This window comes from Micromonospora sp. NPDC049645 (assembly GCF_040675155.1).
Lineage (GTDB): Bacteria > Actinomycetota > Actinomycetes > Mycobacteriales > Micromonosporaceae > Micromonospora.
The window spans coordinates 93093-114380 of the sequence record NZ_JBFAOI010000004.1; the positions used below are offsets into that span (position 1 = coordinate 93093).

Annotated in this window: 19 protein-coding genes; 9 read left to right on the plus strand and 10 right to left on the minus strand. The window is 73.3% G+C overall.

The genetic code is table 11. The features are described 5' to 3' along the window. The first annotated feature begins 109 nt into the window (after positions 1-109). The 3 genes from AB0J33_RS12010 to AB0J33_RS12020 all read left to right on the plus strand — a co-directional run bounded on the left by AB0J33_RS12010 (position 110) and on the right by AB0J33_RS12020 (position 3860). Complete coding sequence (locus AB0J33_RS12010) at positions 110-1834, plus strand: thiamine pyrophosphate-binding protein (protein ID WP_363612567.1); 1725 nt, start codon at positions 110-112, stop codon at positions 1832-1834. Between the two features lie 158 nt (positions 1835-1992). Further along, positions 1993-2694 carry an amino acid-binding protein gene (locus AB0J33_RS12015; protein WP_363612569.1) on the plus strand — a complete coding sequence of 234 codons (702 nt, stop codon included), beginning with the start codon at positions 1993-1995 and terminating at the stop codon, positions 2692-2694. An 89-nt stretch (positions 2695-2783) separates the two neighbouring features. After that, a complete protein-coding gene (locus AB0J33_RS12020) occupies positions 2784-3860 on the plus strand; it encodes a GNAT family N-acetyltransferase (protein WP_363612571.1) in 1077 nt (358 codons plus the stop codon). A gap of 10 nt (positions 3861-3870) precedes the next feature. Here AB0J33_RS12020 and AB0J33_RS12025 read toward each other — a convergent pair whose 3' ends face one another. Further along, on the minus strand, positions 3871-4269 hold the full coding sequence (locus tag AB0J33_RS12025; RefSeq protein ID WP_363612573.1) for a VOC family protein: 399 nt from the start codon (positions 4267-4269) through the stop codon (positions 3871-3873). Positions 4270-4344: 75 nt separating this feature from the next. Continuing rightward, a complete protein-coding gene (locus AB0J33_RS12030) occupies positions 4345-5910 on the minus strand; it encodes an aldehyde dehydrogenase family protein (RefSeq protein WP_363612575.1) in 1566 nt (521 codons plus the stop codon). A gap of 435 nt (positions 5911-6345) precedes the next feature. Here AB0J33_RS12030 and AB0J33_RS12035 point away from each other — a divergent pair, with 435 nt between their 5' ends. Next, entirely contained in the window at positions 6346-9249 is a 2904-nt protein-coding gene (locus AB0J33_RS12035) for a glycoside hydrolase family 9 protein (RefSeq protein ID WP_363612577.1), read from the plus strand. A 250-nt stretch (positions 9250-9499) separates the two neighbouring features. Here the strand turns inward: AB0J33_RS12035 and AB0J33_RS12040 are convergent, their stop codons facing one another. From AB0J33_RS12040 to bioB, 3 genes are read right to left on the minus strand one after another with little or no spacing between them, the layout of a single operon-like run. Then, positions 9500-10006, minus strand: coding sequence for a GNAT family protein (locus AB0J33_RS12040; RefSeq protein WP_363612579.1), 507 nt, complete (start codon positions 10004-10006; stop codon positions 9500-9502). Positions 10007-10010: 4 nt separating this feature from the next. After that, positions 10011-10220: a hypothetical protein gene (locus AB0J33_RS12045; protein WP_363612581.1), complete on the minus strand. Its 210-nt coding sequence runs from the start codon at positions 10218-10220 to the stop codon at positions 10011-10013. A gap of 21 nt (positions 10221-10241) precedes the next feature. Then, positions 10242-11237 carry a biotin synthase BioB gene (bioB, locus tag AB0J33_RS12050; protein WP_363612583.1) on the minus strand — a complete coding sequence of 332 codons (996 nt, stop codon included), beginning with the start codon at positions 11235-11237 and terminating at the stop codon, positions 10242-10244. 156 nt (positions 11238-11393) lie between these two features. Between bioB and AB0J33_RS12055 the strand changes: the two genes are divergently transcribed. From AB0J33_RS12055 to AB0J33_RS12070, 4 genes are read left to right on the plus strand one after another with little or no spacing between them, the layout of a single operon-like run. Continuing rightward, complete coding sequence (locus AB0J33_RS12055; RefSeq protein ID WP_363612585.1) at positions 11394-12530, plus strand: 8-amino-7-oxononanoate synthase; 1137 nt, start codon at positions 11394-11396, stop codon at positions 12528-12530. A 55-nt stretch (positions 12531-12585) separates the two neighbouring features. Beyond that, complete coding sequence (bioD, locus tag AB0J33_RS12060) at positions 12586-13311, plus strand: dethiobiotin synthase (RefSeq protein WP_363612587.1); 726 nt, start codon at positions 12586-12588, stop codon at positions 13309-13311. Between the two features lie 54 nt (positions 13312-13365). Next, entirely contained in the window at positions 13366-14925 is a 1560-nt protein-coding gene (locus AB0J33_RS12065) for a histidine kinase (RefSeq protein ID WP_363612589.1), read from the plus strand. 11 nt (positions 14926-14936) lie between these two features. Continuing rightward, the gene (locus AB0J33_RS12070; protein WP_363612591.1) at positions 14937-15602 is read left to right on the plus strand and encodes a response regulator transcription factor; all 666 of its coding nucleotides are present in this window, start codon (positions 14937-14939) and stop codon (positions 15600-15602) included. Between the two features lie 36 nt (positions 15603-15638). Here the strand turns inward: AB0J33_RS12070 and AB0J33_RS12075 are convergent, their stop codons facing one another. The 5 genes from AB0J33_RS12075 to AB0J33_RS12095 form a co-directional block, all read right to left on the minus strand. Continuing rightward, a complete protein-coding gene (locus tag AB0J33_RS12075) occupies positions 15639-16409 on the minus strand; it encodes an ABC transporter permease subunit (protein WP_363612593.1) in 771 nt (256 codons plus the stop codon). Next, on the minus strand, positions 16406-17338 hold the full coding sequence (locus tag AB0J33_RS12080; RefSeq protein ID WP_363612595.1) for an ATP-binding cassette domain-containing protein: 933 nt from the start codon (positions 17336-17338) through the stop codon (positions 16406-16408). Before AB0J33_RS12080 ends, AB0J33_RS12075 begins: the two co-directional genes overlap by 4 nt. Before the next feature lie 89 nt (positions 17339-17427). After that, positions 17428-18276, minus strand: a complete 849-nt coding sequence (locus AB0J33_RS12085; protein ID WP_363612597.1) for a polysaccharide deacetylase family protein — start codon at positions 18274-18276, stop codon at positions 17428-17430. 35 nt (positions 18277-18311) lie between these two features. Beyond that, positions 18312-19490 carry a cytochrome P450 gene (locus tag AB0J33_RS12090; RefSeq protein WP_363612599.1) on the minus strand — a complete coding sequence of 393 codons (1179 nt, stop codon included), beginning with the start codon at positions 19488-19490 and terminating at the stop codon, positions 18312-18314. Between the two features lie 9 nt (positions 19491-19499). After that, positions 19500-20168, minus strand: a complete 669-nt coding sequence (locus AB0J33_RS12095) for a 50S ribosomal protein L11 methyltransferase (RefSeq protein WP_363612602.1) — start codon at positions 20166-20168, stop codon at positions 19500-19502. Between the two features lie 149 nt (positions 20169-20317). Here AB0J33_RS12095 and AB0J33_RS12100 point away from each other — a divergent pair, with 149 nt between their 5' ends. After that, the gene (locus AB0J33_RS12100; RefSeq protein ID WP_363612604.1) at positions 20318-21208 is read left to right on the plus strand and encodes a hypothetical protein; all 891 of its coding nucleotides are present in this window, start codon (positions 20318-20320) and stop codon (positions 21206-21208) included. Positions 21209-21288: the final 80 nt, after the last annotated feature.

Genomic DNA, 21288 nt, shown 5'->3' on the forward strand with positions numbered 1-21288 from the left:
CACCGGTTGAGTCGCCACCGCGAACAATCCCCGCCTTTCCGGCAATTGTCCGGATATCGTCTTGATGGCGGGTCGCGGCGGTGGCCTACGGAACCGACGGGGGTCAATCATGGCGAAGGCGACCAAGGGTACGACGACGGTTGGTGAGCTGTTGCTCAGCCGGCTCCACGACCTCGGGGTGCGCCATGTCTTCGGGTTGCCGGGGGACTACAACATGGATTTCCTCGATCAGATCGAGGCGTTCGACGGGATCGAGTGGGTCGGCAGTTGCAACGAGCTCAACGCCGGCTACAGCGCCGACGGGTATGCCCGCCTCGCCGGCGTGGCCGCGATCCTCACCACGTTCGGTCCCGGTGAGCTGTCGGCGGTCAACGCGCTGGCCGGGGCCATGGCGGAGTCGGTGCCGATCGTCTCGATCGTCGGCGGTCCGACCGAGGAGATCATGCGGCAGCGCACCTCCATGCACCACTCACTCGCCGACGGCGACTTCGACCACTGGGTACGGGTGGCCCGCGAGGTGACGGTCGCCCAGACCTCGCTGACCGCGCAGAACGCTCCGGGGGAGATCGACCGGGTGCTCACCGAGTGCTGGTCGCAGCAGCGTCCGGTCTACGTCCGGATCCCCGGCGACGTGGCCCACGCCGAGGTCGCCGGGCCGGGGCAACGGTTCACCCGCCCCGAGCCGGTCGTGGCGTCCGGGCAGCTCGACGCCTTCGCCGCGGCCGCCCGGCGACTGCTCTCCGGTGCCGAGCGGCCGGCCATGCTGGTGGGAAACCTGCCGATCCGCTTCAACCTCGGCGCGGCCGTCACCGCCATGGCCGCCGAACGGAACTGGCCGGTAGCCGCGCAGTCGCTGGGACGGGGTCTGCTCGACGAGTCCGACCCCCACTACGTGGGCATCTACAACGGCGGCGACAGCGCCGACGGCGTCGGTGAGGTCGTGGAGGGCGCGGACGCGCTGGTCTGCGTGGGCACCACGTTCTTCGACTGGGACGGACTGTTCACCGCCAACCTGAAGGTGGACCGGGTGATCAGCCTGCACCGGGACGCCGCCGTCGTCGCCGGCACCCGCTTCGCCCCGGTCGCGTTGCCGGCGGCGCTGCGGTGCCTGCACGAGATCGCGCCGAACCGTACGGCCGAATGGTCACGCGCGCCGCTGTTGGCAGGTGACCCGCCCGTACTCGACCCGTCGAGCAACGAGCCGATCCGGCAGGCGCGGCTGTGGCCGGCGGTCCAGAGCATGCTGCGCGAGGGGGACATCTTCGTCCCGGAGACGGGCACCCCGTCGTTCGGCGCGGCGACGATGCGTCTGCCCGCCGGGGTCACCGTTGTGGAGCCGCCCATCTGGGGCTCGATCGGCTACGCCACCCCGGCCGCCTTCGGTGCCGCGGTGGCGGCACCGGATCGACGGACGGTGCTCGTCACCGGCGACGGATCACTCCAACTGACCGTGCAGGAGATCAGCCGGATGCTCGCCAGGAACCAACGCCCGATCATCATCGTCGTCAACAACGGCGGCTACACCGTCGAACGGGCTGTCGACGGACGGCACCAGCCGTACAACGACATCGACAACTGGCGGTACACGGAACTGCCCGCGGTGTTCGCACGGGACAGGACCTGCACCGCCCACGTCGCGCGTACCGAGGGCGAGCTGGCCGCCGTCCTGGCCGGCATCGACGGCGCCCCGGCCCAGTTGACCCTCATCGAGGTGGAGACCGACCGGCTGGATCTGCCCGCCGGGATGCCCCAGTGGGGTCGGGAGACGTCCGCCGCGGACTACCACGCACAGCTCGCCTCCACACCGGTCCTGCCCCTGGGCGGGCTGCCCTGAGCGTCGGCGGCTTCGACACCCGCCGTGACCAGCCGGTCGCGGACCTGCGAATTTCCGCTCGGGACATGCCCCTGCAACAGGGACGAAATGGTCATCGTCCAGGCTGGGACCAGCCTGCCGGCCGCTCTTTCGCCGGCCCGCCGAGCGGAGGGACAGTCATGTTGCTGCGAGTTCGGGTCACCCTGCCGGACCGTCCGGGCACCCTGGGTCAGATCGCCCGCACGTTGGGCGTCTCCGGGGCGGACATCGTCCAGGTGGTGGTCCTCGAACGACTCGGCGGGCGCGCGGTGGACGACTTCACGGTCGTCTGGCCGGGCGCGGCGCGGGTGGAGCGGCTGCTGGCTGGCCTGGCGGCGATTCCGGGCGTGCGGGTGGACGGTGTGTGGCGGGCGATCGGCGCGCCCACCACCACCGGTCAGGACGCGGAGCTGCTGGCCCAGGTCGCGGCCAACCCGGCCGACGGGTTGGCCACCCTGGTCGACGCGGTGCCCGGGCTGCTGGCCGCCGACTGGGCCGTGGCCGCCGTGGTGCCGGTCGACTGGGCCTCCCGCACCGGCGGCGGCGGGGCGACCGTGGGGCACGCGAGCTGGCGTGCTCCCGTACCCCCGCGGTTGCCGGAGGTGACCCCGCTGCGCGGTCGGTCGATGACCACGCCCGACGGCACCCACCACGCGATCGCGCCCTTCGGCCGGGCGGGCCTGGTGCTGGTGGTGGCCCGCGAGCACAGCGAGACGCTCTCCGCGGCGGCGTTCCACAGCACCGAGGTGGATCGGCTCACCCAGCTGGTCCGCGCCTGCGCGGTGATCCTCGGTGACCGACTGGACCTCGTCGGCGCGCCGCCGGTGGTCACCGGCCCCTGAGCGGCCCGAGGAGTTCCCGGGCCGACACCGCCGAGCAATCGGGCGGCAACAGGCGGGGGTGAGGCTCTTACCGGGGAAGGGAGCCAACCATGACGTTGTGGCGGATCCGGGCGACGGTGGACGACCGGCCGGGTTACCTGTCGGTGCTCACGGCGAGCCTCGCGCTGCGCGGGGTCAACATCCTCACCGTGCAGGTGCAGCCGACCGAGCAGGGCGCGGTGGACGACTTCCTGGTCGACGCGCCGGACACGCTCGACGAGGCCGAGCTGGTCGCCGCCGTCGAGCGGGGGCGGGGCCGGGACTGCTGGGTGGCGCGCAGCGAGGCGCGTGGCCTGGCCGACCAGCCCACCCGGGTGCTCGGGCTGGCCGACCGGCTGGTGCGGGACCCGGACGGGACGGGTGAGGCGTTGCGGGCCCTGCTCGCCGCCGACGTCGTCAGCTGGCGGCCGGCGTCGGTCGGTGCCGAACGGGGGATCAGCGGCGCGAGCATGCTGTTGGCCGATCCGGTGGGCGGTTCGTTCGCGCTGCGCCGCGCCGCGCCGGATTTCACCCCGGCGGAGTACGCGCGGGCGCAGGCCCTGGTCCAGTTGGCCGCCACCGTGGCGCGCCGGGCCGCCGAACAGGTCACCCTGGTGCTGCCCGACGGCGCGGAGGTGGCCGTCCGGCCGGCCAGCGCGCACGACCTGTCCGGCGTGGTGGAGCTGCACGAGGCGTGCTCGGCGCGCAGCCGGCAGCGGCGTTACCTGAGTGGGGCGGCGCTGCCGCAGCCGGCCCGCCTGCGTCGGCTGCTGGAGCCGGCGCGCGGGTTGACGCTGATCGCCACGAGCACCGGCCCGGACGGTACGGCCGAGTCGGTCGTCGCCATGGCAAACCTGCTCGCCGAGGGCGACGAGGCCGAGGTGGCGCTGCTGGTGCGAGACGACTGGCAACGGCGCGGGCTCGGCTCGGCGTTGCTGCGCCGGCTGGCCCAGCATGCCGAGCGGGCCGGGTACGCGGCGCTGCTGCTGCACGTTCAGGCCATCAACGACCCGATGCTGCGCACGCTGCGCCGGCTGGGTCGGCCCAGCACCGCGGAGCGCGACGGCGGGTTGCTCACCGTGACGGTGCCGATCGCCGTCGCCGCCCTGGCGGACCGTCCGGGCACCTCTCTGGCGCCCGGCGGGTAGCGGGCCCTGCTCAGGCCCGGGGCGGCTGGCGGTGGCCGGAGACGCAGAACCGGTTGCCCTCCGGGTCGGCGAGCACGACGTACGGCGGCTCGGTCGGATGCGGGTCGGTGGGATAGTGCCGCCAGTCGACGATCCGCGCGCCGAGGGCGAGTAGCCGGTCGAGCTCGTCGTCGAGCGGGCGCCCGCCGGCGTCCAGATCCAGGTGGAGTCGGGGGAAGCTCCGCACCGGGCTCTCGCTGAGGTCCATCGCGAGAGGTATGCCCGGCGCCCCCGGCGGCGGCTCCAGCACGATCCATTCGTCGCCGGCGAACCGGGGCTCGCGGCGGCGGTAGCCGAGGGCCGCGGCCCAGAACGCTCCCGCCCGCTCGGCGTCGGACACGCCCAGGGAGAGCTGCGCGATCAGTGCCATCTCCCGACGGTACGCGCCGACGCGGTCCCCCTGTGCGCGCCGAGCGTCCACAGGGGGCTTCTCGCGTTCTCGCCGTCAGGTGGTGGGGTAGCTGCTGTAGTCGGGGAAGTTGCCGTAGAGCCGTCCGGCGCCACCGACCGTGACGGCCTGCACCAGCAGGTCGCCGCCGACGAACGCGCCCTTCCAGGAGGCGCCCCGACCGCCGAACGGCTCGTCCCGGTCACCGCGCGAGCGCGGCTTGTTGATGCCCACCTTGAACGCCTGCAGGTCCACGGCGAGCTTGCCGGCCTCGTCGGTGTCGTCGCAGGCCAGGGACGCCACCAACGCGCCGTTGGAGGCGTTCATCGCGGCCAGCAGCTCGTCGGTGGTGTCCACCACGACGATGGTGTCGACCGGCCCGAACGGCTCGGCGTGCATCAGCCGTGATCGGCCGGGCGGGGCGAGCAGCACCGACGGCGCGACGTACGCCGAGGTGTCCTGCCCGGGGAGGAACGGCGCCCCGGTGAGCTTGCCCCGGTGCAGGGGGACCGCGCCGCCGCGAACCGCCTCGTCGACCTTGCGGCGCAGCTCGTCGGCCTTGGCGGCGCTGATCAGCGGCCCGAAGTCCAGCTCGGGCAGCGGGTCGCCGCCGGTCCAGGCGTCGTCGACGGCGAGCGGGTGACCGAAGCGGACCGAGCGGACGACCGGCAGGTACATGTCGAGGAACTCGTCGACCAGGTCGCGTTGCACCACGAACCGGGGGTACGCGGTGCAGCGCTGCTTGCCGTACTCGAAGCCCTTCTTGAGGTGTGCGGCGAGCAGGTCCCACTGGGAGAAGTTCCAGATGCCCCAGGCGTTGAGCCCCTCCTGCTCGATGAAGTGCCGCTTGTCGCTGTCGAGCAGCGCGGCGGCCACCTTGCCGCCGTTGGACCGGCCACCGACGAACGCCACCGCGCCGATCTCGGGTGCCCGGACCAGCACCTCGGACAACTCCTCGCCGCTGCCGGAGAGGAGCGTGGCGGGCAGGCCGGCCCGGCGCATCAGGGCGTGCGCGACGGTCAGGCACACCGCGCCGCCCTGGGACGGGGTCTTGGCGATGACCGCGTTGCCGGCAAGGAGTTGCACCAGCTCGGCGTGCACCAGCACGCTCATCGGGTAGTTCCACGACGCGATGTTGCTGACCGGGCCGGGCAGCGGCTCGCGGCCGTCGGCGAGCATCCGGTCGATCTCGCCCGCGTACCAGCGGACGCCGTCGAGGGCCCGGTCCACGTCGGCGCAGGCCAGCCGCCACGGTTTGCCGATCTCCCAGACGAGCAGCAGGGCGAGCAGGTCGCGGTGGGCGGTGAGCGAGTCCAGGGCGTCGGCGACGCGGGCCTTGCGGTCGGCGAGCGGGGTCTGCGCCCAGGTCCGGTGCGCGCTGGCGGCGTGCGCGACCGCGGCGCGGGCGGTGTCGGCGTCGAGCCGGGGCAGGTTGATGACGACGGTGTTGTCCACCGGGGTGCGGACCGCGGCGGGCTGGCCGCCTCCCCGCCACTCGCCCTGAACCAGGTTGTGCAGGGTGGTGACGCCGTCGACCTCGGCGCCGAACGCTTCGGGTGTGGCGGCCACCGCGCGGGCCAGGACGTCGGACCAGGCGGTGCCGTCGGCGAGTCGTAGTGCCATCGCTTCTCCTCAGGGTTGACCGGGGAGCGGCGGCGTCGATGGCACCGCTGGTGATCGGTACTGTCCCGCGCCCGGTAGCGGGTCAGCAACAGTACGTTTGTCTGGCTGGCGGCCGAAGCGCTGAAACGGTGTGCGGATCTTTCGAGAAGCGTGGGCCGCCACCTGCGGAAACTGGGAAGACGAATCGACTAATGTCGATGGTGTGAGATGGTCCGCACAGGTTACCGCCGAGTACGGAAGCGGCCCGCGCGTACCCCGGGCGGACGGCAGGCTTCCCAACCGACGGCCCGCCCATTACATTGTCGGTTATCCATGGGAGCGCTTCCACGACTTCCCGTGGTCACACCGCCACCCCGCTGTCGCCGGTGGCCGTGCCGCCCCCACGCCGTCCCGCGTCGGTGCGACCGCCGGCGGCGCCTCCGACAGGAGCCCGCCATGCGCCACCTGACCCGGCCGTTCAGCGGCCAGCCCGGCCGGTCGCCGGCCGCCGACCAGCCCTGGCCGCGGCGTCTGCTGGCCGTCGGCGTCGCGCTGCTCACCGGCGCGTCCCTCGCGGTGACCGCCCCGCCGTCCGAGCCCGCCGCCGCCGCGCCGGCGGCGACCTACAACTACGCCGAGGCGTTGCAGAAGTCGCTGCTCTTCTACGAGGCGCAGCAGTCCGGCCGCAAGCCCGACTGGAACCGGGTCTCCTGGCGTGGAGACAGCGCGCTCACCGACGGCGCCAGCGCGGGTCTGGACCTCACCGGCGGTTGGTACGACGCCGGTGACCACGTCAAGTTCGGCTTCCCGATGGCGTTCAGCGCCACCATGCTCGCCTGGGGCGCGGTCGAGTACCGCGGTGGCTACACCACGTCCGGGCAACTGCCGCACCTGCTCAACAACCTGCGCTTCGTCAACGACTACTTCATCAAGGCACACCCGTCCGCCAACGTCCTCTACGGACAGGTCGGCAAGGGCGACGACGACCACAAGTGGTGGGGCCCGGCCGAGGTGATGCCGATGGCGCGGCCCGCGTACAAGATCGATGCGAGCTGTGGCGGCGCGGACCTGGCGGGGGAGACGGCAGCCGCGATGGCCGCCTCCTCGATGGTGTTCCGGCCCACCGACGCGACCTACGCGGACAAGCTGCTCGGCCACGCCCGGCAGCTCTACACCTTCGCCGACACGGTGCGGAAGTCCTACCACGAGTGCATCACCGACGCCACCAGCTTCTACCGCTCCTGGAGCGGCTGGCAGGACGAGCTGGTCTGGGCCGCGATCTGGCTGCACCGGGCCACCGGCGAGGCCAGCTACCTGGCCAAGGCCGAGAGTGAGTACGACAAGCTCGGCACCGAGAACCAGTCCACCACCCGCTCCTACAAGTGGACCATCGCCTGGGACAACAAGCAGTTCGGCGCGTACGTGCTGTTGGCCAACCTGACCGGCAAGCAGAAGTACGTCGACGACGCCAACCGGTGGCTGGACTACTGGACCGTCGGGGTCAACGGTCAGCGGGTGCCGTACTCGCCGGGCGGGATGGCGGTGCTCGACTCCTGGGGCGCGCTGCGTTACGCCGCGAACACCTCGTTCGCCGCGCTGGTCTACAGCGACAAGACCACCGACACCACCCGCAAGGCGCGCTACCACGACTTCGCCGTCCGGCAGATCAACTACGCGCTCGGCGACAACCCGCGCAACTCCAGCTACGTCATCGGGTTCGGCGCCAACTCGCCGCGCAACCCGCACCACCGCACCGCACACGGCTCCTGGTGGGACAGCCAGACCGTGCCCGTCGAGACCCGGCACACGCTCTACGGCGCGCTGGTCGGCGGCCCGTCCTCGGCCAACGACGCGTACAGCGACAGCCGGTCGGACTACGTGATGAACCAGGTGGCCACCGACTACAACGCCGGCTTCACGTCCGCGCTGGTCCGGCTGACCTCCGAGTACGGCGGCACGCCGCTGGCGAACTTCCCGGTCGCCGAGACGCCGGACATCGACGAGCTGACCGTGGAGACCACGGTGACGCAGGCCGAACCGCGGGCCACCGGGCTCAAGGTGATGGTCTACAACAAGTCCGCGTTCCCGGCCCGCGCGCTGACCGACGGCCGGTTCCGGTACTACTTCCGGCCCGACGGCACCGGCCCGGTGCAGGTCACCGCCGGCTACACCCAGGGCTGCCCGTCCCCGACCACGGCCAAGCAGTTCAGCGGCGACATCTGGTACGTCGAGGTGGACTGCACCGGGTACACCATCGCCCCGGCGGGTCAGTCGCAGCACCGGATGGAGGTCCAGTTCAAGGTCGGCGTGCCGGAGGGCGGCACCTGGGACCCGACCAACGACCCGTCGTACCAGACCACCGCCGGGCCGAACCGGAAGGTGCCGCTCTACTCCGGAGCCACCCGCGTCTGGGGCGAGGAGCCCGGCCCGGTCGTCCCGGACACCACCGCGCCGACCGTCCCGGGCACCCCGGTCGCGTCCGGCCTCACGCCCCGCTCGGTCACGTTGACCTGGACGCCGTCCACGGACAGCGGCGGCAGCGGGCTCGCCGGGTACGACGTCCACGAGTTCATGGTCGGCAACGACGTGGTGGCGATCCGCCGGGTCACCGAGAACTCGATCACCATCAGCACACTGCTGCCCGAGCGGACGTACGAGTACAGGATCGTGGCCCGCGACGGCGCGGGCAACACCTCGGCCGCCTCGCCGAAGCTCACGGTGACCACGCCACCGGCCGGCACCGCCGACACCACCGCGCCGAGCACGCCCGGCACCCCGGTCGCCTCGGCGGTCACCGCCACCGGGCTCACCCTGGCCTGGACCCCGTCCACCGACAACGTGGGCGTCACCGGTTACCGGGTGTACCGCGAGGCCGGCACGACCGACGCGCTGGTCGCTTCGCCGACCGGCACCACCCAGGCGGTGTCCGGGCTGACCGCCTCGACGGCGTACCAGTTCTACGTGGTGGCCGTGGACGCGGCGGGCAACACCTCCGCGGCGTCCGCGCCGGTCGCGGTGACCACCGCGGCCCCGCCGGTCGGTGGCGCCTGCGCGGTGGGGTACGCCACCACCGACTGGGGCGGCGGCTTCACCGCCAACGTGTCGATCACGAACACCGGCAGCACCGCGATCAACGGCTGGACCCTCCGGTTCAGCTTCCCCGCCGGACAAACCGTCAGCCAGGGATGGTCGGCGGCGTTCAGCCAGAGCGGCGCGGCCGTCACCGCCACGAACCTGTCCTACAACGGCACGATCGCGGCGGGCGCCTCGGTGAGCTTCGGCTTCAACGGCACCGCCACCGGGAGCAACCCGAAACCGACCGCCTTCACCGTCAACAACACTCCCTGCACGGTGTCCTGACCAGCCCCACGACGAGATCTTGGACAGTTACCGTTCCGTGCGGACGGTAACTGTCCAAGATCTGCATCCCGGGTACGTCGAGCGTCGTACCCGGGATGACGTCGCCCGGCGGACGCGGCCCGGATGGTGTTGTTGGGTTCGCCCCGTGGCGCACGGGCGCACCTGATGCCGGCCGGCCGCCTCAGCCCGCACCGGACGGCCGGGGGCGCCCGTCGACTGCCCGACGGTCACCCGCTGTGGGACGGCTGAGTCACTCCACCAGGTCGTCGGCGAGCAGGTCCATCAACAGGCCGTCGTGCCAGCGGCCGTCCGCGCCGCGCTCGTAGCGGCGCAGCACCCCCACCGGACGAAAACCAACCTTGGCGTACGCCCGGATGGCGGCGCTGTTCGCCGCCGCCGGGTCGATCGTGAAGCGGTGGTGGCCGTACTCGTCGATCAGGTGGCGGACCAGGGTGCGGATGGCGTCACCGCCGAGGCCGGCGCCGCGCTCCGCCGGATCGAGGAAGACGTCCAGGCTGGCGTGCCGGTAGTCCGGGTCCGGTTCGGCGTACCACTGGATCGCGCCTATCACCCGGCCGTCGTGCTCGATGGCGTACAGCGCCAGGTCGTCGTCGGCCAGGTCGGCGCGGACCGAATCGGCCAGGTCGTCGCCGCCCCGCCACCACCGGCGTACCTCCGGGTCGGCCCGGATCGCCGCGAGGGCCGGCACGTCCGCGGCCGTCGCCGGCCGTAGTGTCACCGCACGCCCGCGCAGCACCGGCTCAGCCCCGGATCTCGCCGTGCTCGACACAGACCGCCGACCAACCCACCGGCAGCACCTGCACCTTCATCCGGCGCCGGCACTGCGGGCAGTAGCGCGGCGGCTCCAGCGTCCGGGCCACCGCGCACGGCTCGTGCCCTCCGACCGCCGCGTCCTCGCCGCAGCGGTCACACCAGAGCTGCGCCGCCGTGGGCTCGACAAGCTCGGTCACGTCGTCCTCACCGGTCCGTCTCTACAGGGTCGCCGAAAGGGCCTTGACCGGCATCTTCAGCTCGTTCAGCAGATCCAGGTCCGCCGTCGCCGGTCGCCCCAGCGTGGTCAGGTAGTTGCCGACGATCACCGCGTTGATGCCACCGAGCAGACCGTCGCGGGTGCCGAGGTCACCGAGAGTGATCTCGCGGCCACCGGCGTACCGCAGGATGGTGTGCGGCATGGCCAGCCGGAACGCGGCGATGGCCCGCAACGCGTCCTTGCCCTCCACCACCGGGCGGTCACCGAGCGGGGTGCCGGGGCGCGGGTTGAGGAAGTTGAGCGGCACCTCGTGCGGGGCCAGCTCGGCGAGCTGTGCCGCGAACTCGGCCCGCTGCTCGACGGTCTCGCCGAGGCCGAGGATGCCGCCGCAGCACACCTCCATGCCGGAGTCGCGAACCATCCGCAGCGTCTCCCAGCGCTCCTCCCAGGTGTGCGTGGTGACCACGTTGGGAAAGTACGACCGGCAGGTCTCCAGATTGTGGTTGTAACGGTGCACGCCCATGTCGACCAGGTCGTCGACCTGCTCCTGACTGAGCATGCCCAGCGACGCGGCGACCTGGATGTCGACCTCCGCCCTGATGGCGGCGACACCCTCGCGCATCTGCTTCATCAGCCGGGCGTCCGGGCCACGGACTGCGGCGACGATGCAGAACTCGGTCGCCCCGGTCTTGGCGGTCTGCTTCGCCGCCTCGACCAGCGACGGAATGTCCAGCAGGACCGAGCGCACCGGGGAGGTGAACAGGCCCGACTGGGAGCAAAAGTGGCAGTCCTCCGGGCAGCCGCCGGTCTTGAGCGACACGATGCCCTCGACCTCGACCTCCGGGCCGCACCAGCGCATCCGCACCTCGTGGGCGAGTTGGAGGGCGGCGGGCAGCTGCTCGTCGGGCAGGTTCAGCACGGCGAGGATGCCGGCCTGATCGAGGCCGACACCGTCACCCAGGACCTGGGTCCGGGCCTGGTCGAGGATCTCTGGCATGGCTCGTACCCTACAAGGCCCCCCGATCAGCCGTAATGGCCTGGCAGTTCGGCGACGGCTCACACCGAGTGGATTCGTCGGGCCGATGGTGGCGGGTGGTAATTTCGCCCGGCGGGTGTCGGGGCTGACCGGGCACGCACAGCGGGGAGGGTGACGGTGGCGGACTGGCTGGCGGCGCTCGACCGCCGCGCGCAGCTGCGGGCGAAGGCCGGGCTCACCCGGCGGCTACAGCCGCGTCCCGCCGACGACCAGATGACCGATCTGGCCGGCAACGACTACCTCGGGCTGGCCACCCACCCGGAGGTCACCGCCGCGGCCACGGCGGCGCTGTCGGCGTACGGGCTGGGGGCGACCGGGTCGCGTCTGGTGCGGGGCTCCACCGATGCGCACCGGGCGCTGGAGGACGACCTGGCCCGCTGGCTGGGCACCGACGCCGCACTCGTCTTCTCGTCCGGCTACCTGGCCAACCTCGGTGCGCTGCGAGCGCTCGTCCAACCCCGAACGCTGCTCGTCTCCGACGCGCACAACCACGCCTCCCTGATCGACGGCTGCCGCATCTCCGGCGCCGAGACGGTGGTCACCCCGCACGCCGATGTCGACGCGGTCGCCGCCGCGCTCGCGGCCGCGCCGGGCCGCCCCGCGGTGGTGGTGACCGAGTCGGTCTTCTCCGTCGACGGCGACCTCGCCCCGCTGGCCCGGTTGCACGCGGTGGCCCGCCGCCACGGCGCACTGCTGCTGGTCGACGACGCGCACGCGTTCGGCCTGACCGGCCCGGCCGGGGCGGGCGCGGTGGCGGCGGCCGGGCTGGCCGGCGAGCCGGACGTGGTGGTCACCGCCACCCTGTCCAAGGCGCTCGGTGGTGCGGGTGGCGTCGTCGCGGGCCCGGCCGAGTTCGTCCGGCACCTGATCGAGACCGGGCGCACGTTCATCTTCGACACGGCACTGCCGCCGGCGGTAGCCGCCGGTGTGCACGCCGCGCTGCGGCTCGCCCGGGCCGGCGACGACCTGCGCGCCGAGCTGTCCGACCGGGTGGGGTTGGCGGTTGATCGGCTGCGGGCGGCCGGGCTGACCGTCTCCGCCCCGGACGCGGCGGTGATCTCGGTGACCGCCCCCGGGCCGGAGGCGGCGACCGCCTGGGCCGCGGACTGCCGGGACCGGGGCGTCGCGGTGGGCTGTTTCCGGCCACCGTCCACCCCGGACGGTGGCTCCCGCCTGCGCCTCACGGTCAGCGCCGGGGTGCCCCGGGAGGCGTTCGAGCGGGCGCTGGGTGTCATCGTGGAGTGTGCCCCGTGAGCGCGAGGAGTGAGCCGGGTTTGCGAGCCCCGCAGTCGCGAACAGAGGTAATGCCGTGAGCGGGTGGGCCGGGCCGGTTCTGGTCACCGGGACCGACACCGAGGTCGGTAAGACGGTGGTGACCGCGGCGATCGCGGCCGCCGCGCAGGCCGCCGGGTTGCGGGTGGCGGTGGTCAAGCCGGGGCAGACCGGTACGGCCGGTGGTGAGCCCGGTGACGTGGACGCGGTGAACCGGCTGGCCGCGCCGCTGACCGGTCGTACCTTGGCCAGCTATCCGGATCCGCTCGCCCCGTTGGCCGCGGCGCGGGTCGCCGATCTGCCGCCGTTGGAGTTGTACACGGCAGTGGACGCGGTCCGTGCGGAGGCCGACAAGCACGACCTCGTGTTGATTGAGGGCGCGGGTGGGTTGCTGGTGCCGATGGGGCTGCGTCCGTCGGGGGAGGCGTGGACGATGGCCGACCTGGCGGTGTCGCTGGGAGCGCCGGCCGTGGTGGTCGCCCGCGCCGGGTTGGGCACGCTTAACCACACCGCGCTGACCCTGGAGGCGCTGGATCGTAGGGCGGTGCCGGCCGGCGTGGTGATCGGTGCCTGGCCGACCAGGCCGGAGTTGGTGCACTGGACGAACCTCACCGATCTGGTGCCGAATCTGCTCGGCGCGTTGCCCGACGGCGCGGGCGCGATGGACCCGGGGGTGTTCCGACGCTCCGCGCCGGGTTGGCTCACCCCGGCTCTGCACGGCGTGCTCGACGACTGGCGGGTCTGGGCCGAGGAGAGCGGCTGAACACCTGACTTTCGTCGGTGTCCGCGCAGGTCGGGCGTGGGTAGCCTGACCGCCGTGCGGATCCTCGACTCCGCGCCGCCGGGTTGGCTGGACCGGCGGCGTCGCCTGCTGCTGGACGTGCTGCTGTGGGCGGTGGTGGCCGCCCCGGTCGGCTATGCCGGGGCCAGCCCGCCCTACCCGCCGTACGCGTTGCCGCTGCTGCTCGGCAAGTTGCTGTTGTTCGGTGTGGCGGTGGTGGCGGGTCGACGTGCGCCGTTGGTCGGCCTGGTGCTGGTGGTGCTCGGGTCGTTGGTCGACGGCAACTTCGTGTTCGCAATTCCGGTCTTCAGTTATCTCGCCGGACGGCGCAGCGCCACTGCGGGCCCGGTGATCTCGGTCTTCGTGTTGCTCGCGGCCGGTGGCACGGCGCTCAACCTGGGGCTGCTGGGCACGGGTGCGGCCACCTGGTTCCTGCTCGCCTCGGTGCTGCTCTTCGCCGCCGTGTTTCCCTGGCTGGTCGGTCGGTACCGCCGCCAGCAACAGGAGTTGGCCGACGCGGGTCGCCGGCACGTCGACGCGCTGAGCCGTGAGCAGCGGGGTGCCGCCGAGCGGATCCGGTTGCGGGAGCGGGCCCGGATCGCCGGGGAGATGCACGATTCGTTGGGTCACGACCTCAGCCTGATCGCGTTGCGCGCCGCAGCCCTGGAGGTCGCCGCCGACCTCGACGACCGGCATCGGGCCGCGGCGGGGGAGTTGCGGGCCAGCGTCTCCGCCGCCACCGAGCGACTGCACGAGATCATCGGGGTGCTCCGCGAGGAGGGTGGCGCGTCGTTGCGCCCGAGTGGGGAGAGCGTCGCCGACCTGGTCGAGGGTGCCCGGGAGGCTGGCATGGTGGTACGGCTGGACGCCGCCCCGGCGGTCGCGGAGCTGCCGGCGATGACCGGTCACGCGGCGCACCGGATCGTCCGGGAGGCGCTGACCAACGCGGCCCGGTACGCCCCGGGCGCCCCGGTCGACGTGCGCCTCAGCCGCGACGGCGACCGGGTCGAGGTGACCGTGGCCAACGATGCGCCGCCGGCCGGGCCGCTGCCGGCTCCGCCGTCGCGGGGCAGCGGGCTGCTCGCCCTCGCCGAGCGGGTCCGCCTGGCCGGCGGGACGCTCGACGCCGGGCACCGGGCCGGTGGCGGGTTCGCGGTACGGGCGATGTTGCCGACCACCGGGTCGCCAGCCGAGGCGGTCGGTGCGGCGGTCGACGTCGGGTTGCCGGCACACTCCGACGAGTGGCCCGGCCCGGTGGATGCCGAGCGGCGGCTGCACGACGCCCGGCGGAGGGTCCGGCGCAGTCTGCTGGTGGCGCTCGTGGCGCCGGTCGGCTTCGCCCTGGTGCTCTCGCTCGTCTACTACCCGGTGGCCACCGCCGGAACGGTGCTGGACCGGGCCACCTTCGACCAGATGCGCGTCGGCACGGCCCGGTCGGAGCTGGTCGGGCTGCCCCGGCGGCAGTTGGAGGCCCCCACGGCGGTGGACCGGGCCGGCTGCGAGTACTACACCGATGGCAACTTCCCCCTCGCGGAGCCGACCTGGCGGCTCTGCTTCACCGATGGTCGGTTGGTCAGCAAGGAGTGGATCGTCTAGTGGACATTGACATGACGGGGGCACCGCCGATCCGGGTGGTGTTGGCCGACGACGAGGCGATGATCCGGGCCGGGGTCCGGGCCATCCTCGCCAGCGATCCCGGCATCGAGGTGGTCGCCGAGGCCGGCGACGGGCACGCGGCGGTCGAGCTGGTCCGTGCCCACCGGCCCCGGGTCGCGCTGCTGGACATCCGGATGCCGCGGCTGGACGGCCTGGCCGCCGCCGCCGAGATCCGCCGGGTGGTGCCGGACACCGCGACGATCATGCTGACCACGTTCGGCGAGGACGACCACGTGGCGAGGGCGCTCGGGCACGGTGCCAACGGGTTCCTGCTCAAGGCCGGCGACCCGCGTGAGCTGATCGCCGGGGTGCACGCGGTCGCCGACGGCGGGGCGTACCTGTCGCCGCGGGTGGCCCGCCGGGTGATCGAGCTGGGGGCCGGGCAGCTGGCCCGCCGACCCGCCGCGCGGGACCGTACGGCCGGGTTGACCGAGCGGGAACGGGAGGTGCTGGCCCTGGTCGGGGCGGGCCTGTCCAACGCCGAGATCGCCCGCCGGCTGCACCTCGTGGAGGGCACCGTGAAGAGTTACCTGACCAGCATCTTCACCCGGCTGGACGTACGCAACCGGGTGCAGGCGGCGATCCTCGCGTACGAGGCGGGGTTGGTCGACGGCTGAGCGGGGGCCGGACAGCCCCCACTCAGCCCGCCTGCCCTACGCGTCGCGGCGGCGCAGCGCGGCCCGGCCCAGCAGCAGCGCCGCGCCGGCCCACCCGGCGAGCACGAGCAGCCCGACCAGGGGTGGGTACGGTTCGGTGTCGCCGGCCAGGAAGTGCCCGCCGGCCACGCCGGGGAACACGTCGGCGATCCGGTTCAGCACGTCGATGTCCGGCTCCTGGAGGGACAGCGGCACGATCATCAGGGTGGCGAGGAGCACGGTGAGCGTGAGCACCGCGCTGCGCAGCGCGGCACCGAGGCCGAGGGCGAGGACGCCGACCAACGCCAGGTAGGTGGCCACCGCCACGATGTCGCCGATCGTGTCGGCGGCCGGGGCGCTGCCCCACTCGCCGAGCACCGGCCGGGCGACCAGGGCGCCGACACCGCCGAGCAGCAGCCCGAGGGCGAAGGTGACCGCGCCGGCGACCGCGGCCTTGGCCAGCAGCACCCGACCGCGCGACGGTGTGCACTGCAACGTCGTCCGGATGGTGCCGCTGGTGAACTCGGCGGTGATCGCGAGCAGGCCGAGCGCCAGCACCACGTACTGGGTCAGCTCGACCGAGTCGATCAGCACGCTGCCCACGGTGACGATGCCCCGGTCGTCGGCCGGGTCGTCGTTGGTGTTGCCGTTGGCGGCGTAGATGGCCAGTTGACCGGCGCTCGCGGCCATCACCAGCAGCCCGGCCAGCGCCGTCCACCAGGTGCTCCGGACCGAGGAGAGTTTCGTCCACTCGGCGGCCACGACGCCGAGCCGGGTGTCGGTGCTCATCGTGCCCCACCTCCGGTCGGGCCACCCGCGTACTCGACGCTGTCGGCGGTCAGCTCCATGAACGCCTGCTCCAGCGACGCGGCGTGCGTGCTCAGCTCGTGCAGTCGTACCCCCAGCTCGTGTGCCAGGTCCCCGACCTGGTCCGCGGTGGCGCCGGTGACGGTCAGCTCGTCCCGGTCGGCCGCCTCGACGCTCGCGCCGACGGCGGTGAGGCGCGCGGCGAGGGCGGCCAGCCCGTCCGGGTGCGGGCTGCGGACCCGGACGGCGACGCTGCCGCGCGCGATCACCTCGCCGATCGGCGCGTCGGCGAGCAGCCGTCCCCGCCCGATCACCACGAGCTGGTCGGCGGTGAGCTGCATCTCGCTCATCAGGTGGCTGGAGACGAAGACTGTCCGCCCCTCGTCGGCCAGCGAGCGCATCAGCTGCCGCACCCAGCGCACCCCGTCCGGGTCGAGGCCGTTCACCGGTTCGTCGAACATGAGCACCGGCGGGTCGCCGAGCAGCGCGCCGGCGATGCCGAGCCGTTGGCCCATGCCGAGGGAGAGCGCCCGCCCCGGCTTGCCGGCGGCCCGTGCGTCCAACCCGACGGTGTCCAGCACCTCGTCGACCCGGCGGGTCGGGATGCCGTTGCTGTGTGCCATGGCCCGCAGGTGCGCCCGGCCGGACCGGGCCGGGTGGATGGCCCGTGCGTCGAGGAGCGCGCCCACCGCGTGCAGTGGCCGGCGCAACTCCCGGTACGGGCGCCCGTCGACCAGGGCCTGCCCGGCGGTGGGACGGTCCAGCCCGAGGATCATCCGCATGGTGGTGGACTTGCCGGCGCCGTTGGGGCCGAGGAAGCCGGTGACCCGGCCGGGCGCGATGTCGACGGTCAACGCGTCGACCGCGACGGTCGACCCGAACCGTTTCGTCAACCCACGTAATGTGATCATGCGCTGACGCTAGGCGCGGGGCTGGTTGCCGCACCGCGCCCGAACGGCACCAGGTGACCCTGACTTTCGTCAGGCCGGCGGCGGCGCGGTCACCGGATGTAGTCGGTGAGCAGGGCCGGGGTGAGCCCCGCCCGGTGGATCGCCTTCAGCGCCGCGAGCAGGTCGTCCATCAGCGCCGGCCGGAAGTGCATGAGCAGGATGTCGCCGGGGTGCACCACCTTCTCGGGGGTCTGGTAGCGGACCTTCCCCTCGTGGACAGTCTCGGTCCAGTGCAGCACCGCCTTGGTGCCGCAGTCGTGCGCGGCCTGAAGGGTGGTGGAGTCGTACTCGCCGAACGGGGGGCGGAACAGCGTCGCTCGGGTGCCGAAGAGCGCCTCCAGCCTGTCCGCCGCACCGCAGATCTCCTGCTTCTGGTGGTCGTACGACCGGCCGGCCAGCGAGGTGTGGTTGATCGTGTGGTTCTCGACCATTCCGCCCGCCACCTGGATCTGCCGGAAGTAGTCGGTGTGCTCCGCCGCCGCCGGTGAGTTGAGGAACATCGTGACCGGGATGCGCGCCTGCCAGATGAAGTCGATCGCCCCCGGCGGGCGGGCCAGACCACCGTCGTCGATGGTGATGAAGGCGACCTTGTGGTCGGTCGGCAGGCGGTGCCAGAACGCCGCCGTGCCGGTGGTGGGCAGCGGCACCGGCTGCGGGATCGGCGCTTCGGGAAAGGTCGGCACCTGGGCGACGTACCAGGCAAGGCTCTTCAACGGCGGTTTCGCGGTCGCCGACGGCGAGGCCGACGGGGTCGGGGTCGGGGCGGGCGCGGTCGGCTGGGGCACGGTGATCCGTCGGGCGTGTGCCGGGTGGGCGGGACCGACTGTGCAGCCGGTCAACGCCAGCAGGGCCAGCAGCGGTACGACGGCAGGGATCCGACGGGTGGGGGTGGCTGACACGCCCGGAAACATACCGAGCGGAGGTCAGGATCCGGTCAGCCCGGTGAACCCGGGAAGCGGCGGACCACGAACGCGTCCGGCATCCGGAAGGTGAGATTGTCCGGGCACCAGGGCGGGCGGACCACGGTCACCGTGTCCAGCAGCGGCGCGGTCTCGGCCACCACCACGGCCGCCTCCATCCGGGCCAGCACGTCGCCGACGCAGCGGTGCGCGCCCGCCCCGAACGCCAGGTGCCGGCGCGATCCACGCTGACCCGGACGGAACTCGTCGGGCGACTCCACCACCTCCGGGTCCCGACCGGCGCGGCCCAGCCACAGCACCAGGCTGCTACCCGCCGGCACCTGCGTCCCGCCCAGCGTGCTGTCTGTCGCGGCCACCCGCCGCCAGGTGACGATCGGTGGTTCCAGCCGCAGTCCCTCCTCCACCACGTCGGCCGCCGCCACCTCGCCGGTGCGCAGGCCGGCCCGTACCGCCGGCTCACCGGTCAGCCGGTGCAGCAGCAGGGTGAGGAACTGCGAGGTGGTCTCCTGCCCGGCGACCAGCAGGAAGAAGAGCGCGCCGACCACCACGTCCGGCGGGTGCCCGGCCGCCCGCAACTCGGCGGCCAGCCCGCCACCGGTGGCCGCGAAGGCACGCAGGACCCGGTGGAAGCGGCCAACCTCGGCCGCGAGCACCAGCTGCCGGTCGGCGTCCAGCGGCGCCCAGAACAGCTCCAGCGCGGCGCGGGCGAACTCCTTGACCGCGCCGACCGACGCGTCCGGCAACTCGACCATCCGGGCCAGCACCAGCAGCGGCAGGTCGGCGGCGAGGTCGGCGTACAGGTCGACCGGCTCGCCGGCGTCCAGCGCGGCACCGATCCGGACGACCCGGTCCCGGACCAGCGCGGTGAGCCACTGCCGCTGCGCGGCGACCCGGTCGGGGCGCAACGCGTCCGCGACGATCGCCCGGATCCGCGGGTGGCTGGCACCCGAGTTGTTCGCCAGGGTCGGCGGCAGCCGGAACCGGTGCGCGGCGAGCACCCGCAGCGCGGTCACCGGCATCGGGGTCACCGCGTCCAGCGCGTTGTCCGGCCGGTAGCGGACCGGGTCGGCGAGGACCTGGCGGACCAGCGCGTGCCGGGTGACGACCAGGTGGGTGCCGCCGACGTGGTCCGGCACCCGGGCCACGTCCGGCCATGCGGGGTCGGCCACCTGCGCCCAGCTGCGGAACAGCACCCGGACACGCTAGCCGGCGGCCCCCGGCAGCCCGGCCCGCAGTCGCCAGACGGTGGTGCGCTTCACCCGCACGCTCTCCAGCGCCTCCGGCACCGGCACGTCGTACGCGGCCAGCTCGTCGAAGCGGTCCCGGGGCAGGAACGCCCGGCCGGGGTCACCGACCAGCGCCGGCGCGCCGGCCCGGGTGGCGCGCAGCAGGAACCGGAGGACCCGACGGGCCATCGCGTCGCTGTAGAAGACGTCGCCAGCGAGCACCACCTCGGCGTCCCCGGCGTCGCCGTCGAGGATGTCCCCGAACTCGGCGTCGACGCGTACCCCGTTGGCCTCGGCGTTGAGGGCGACCGCCGCCACCGCCAGCTCGTCCACCTCGACGGCCCGCACCGACGCCGCGCCGGCGCGGGCGGCGGCGATGGCCACCAGGCCGGACCCGGAGGCGAGGTCGAGCACCCGGCGGCCGGCGACCAGCTCCGGGTGGTCGGTCACGTAGCGGGCCAGCGCCTGCCCGCCGGCCCAGGCGAACGCCCAGAACGGCGGCGGCCGGTCGGTGGAGAACTCACCCTCGGTCAGCTCCCACAGCCCGATCGGCTCGTCCGCCTGGTGCAGCCGCACCTCGGGGACGAAGGGGACCGGGGCCAGCCGGGCGTGCAGCCGGACGAACGTGCTGGAGAGCTCGGACACGGCGCGATTCTCCCAGCGGCCGACTGCGGGCGTGTCGCGGGGGAGCGGTGACCGGTTCACCACCGTCGGTGAAAACCCACCCTGTGCTTGCCGTCCGGTGCGAACACACCCGTCTGGTCGGGCCGGTGCTCCGCTTCTAGCGTTGCGGGGTGGAGGCGACCGAACGGAGGGCGGCGGTGGTGACGGTGTGGCGGTATGCGCTGAGGGCAGGGGTGGTGCTGGCCTGTCTGAGCGGGGTGGAGCTGGCGGCGGCTGCCCCGGCGCAGGCGGCCTTCACCACCGAGTTGAGCGGCCTGCCGGGACGGTTCACCGCCGGTGAGCAGGTGCGGACGATATCCGCCGTGGTCTCCCAGACGGATCGGCGCGGCGGCTGCGCGAAGGTGCGCTGGTCGATGGTGCTCAGCGTGCAGGGCATCCGACTCGACCAGGTGAAGATGGACCGGGTGGAGGAGACCGGCGACTTTCCGCTGGAGATCCGCACCGAGGGTGACGTGGCCCGGTTGACCGACCGGCAACTCGACCCGGGCACGCTCTGCCCGGGCCGCACGGTCACGGCCCGCTACCGGGTGGCCTTCGCCGAGGACGTCACCCAGGGGCGGGTCACCCTCGCCGCCGAGGCGTACGACGCCAACCTGCGCCTGCTGGCCCGGCAGACCGCCACCCGCTCGGTGGTGGGGCTGGGCGGCGCACCGACCGGCGCGCCGAAGCCGACGGCGACGCCGCCGGAGCCCACCCAATCGGCGAGCGCGCCGGCCGAGGGCGGGAGCACGGCGGCGCAGGAGCCGGTCGCGGACTATCCGGCCGACGCCGCGCCCCCGGCGGCCGGCCGCCCGGTAGCGCAGTCCGGCGGATTCGGCGTGGTGCAGGCCGCGTTCCTGCTCGGCGGGCTGCTGCTCTTCCTCGGGATGGGGTTGCTGCTGCGGTTGCGGCAGCTGACCCGGGCCGCGGCGGGAAACGCCGACGAGGCCGACGAACCACCGGTGGACCGGCGCTGGGAGCGTCCGGCTGTCGCCGACCCGTGGCGTCGGGCGCACCGCTGATCGGGGGGCCCGTGCGGGGAACATCCGGCGGTAGCTGACCCCTCGCGTCGGGCGCACCGCTGGTCGGGGCCGTGGGGCCG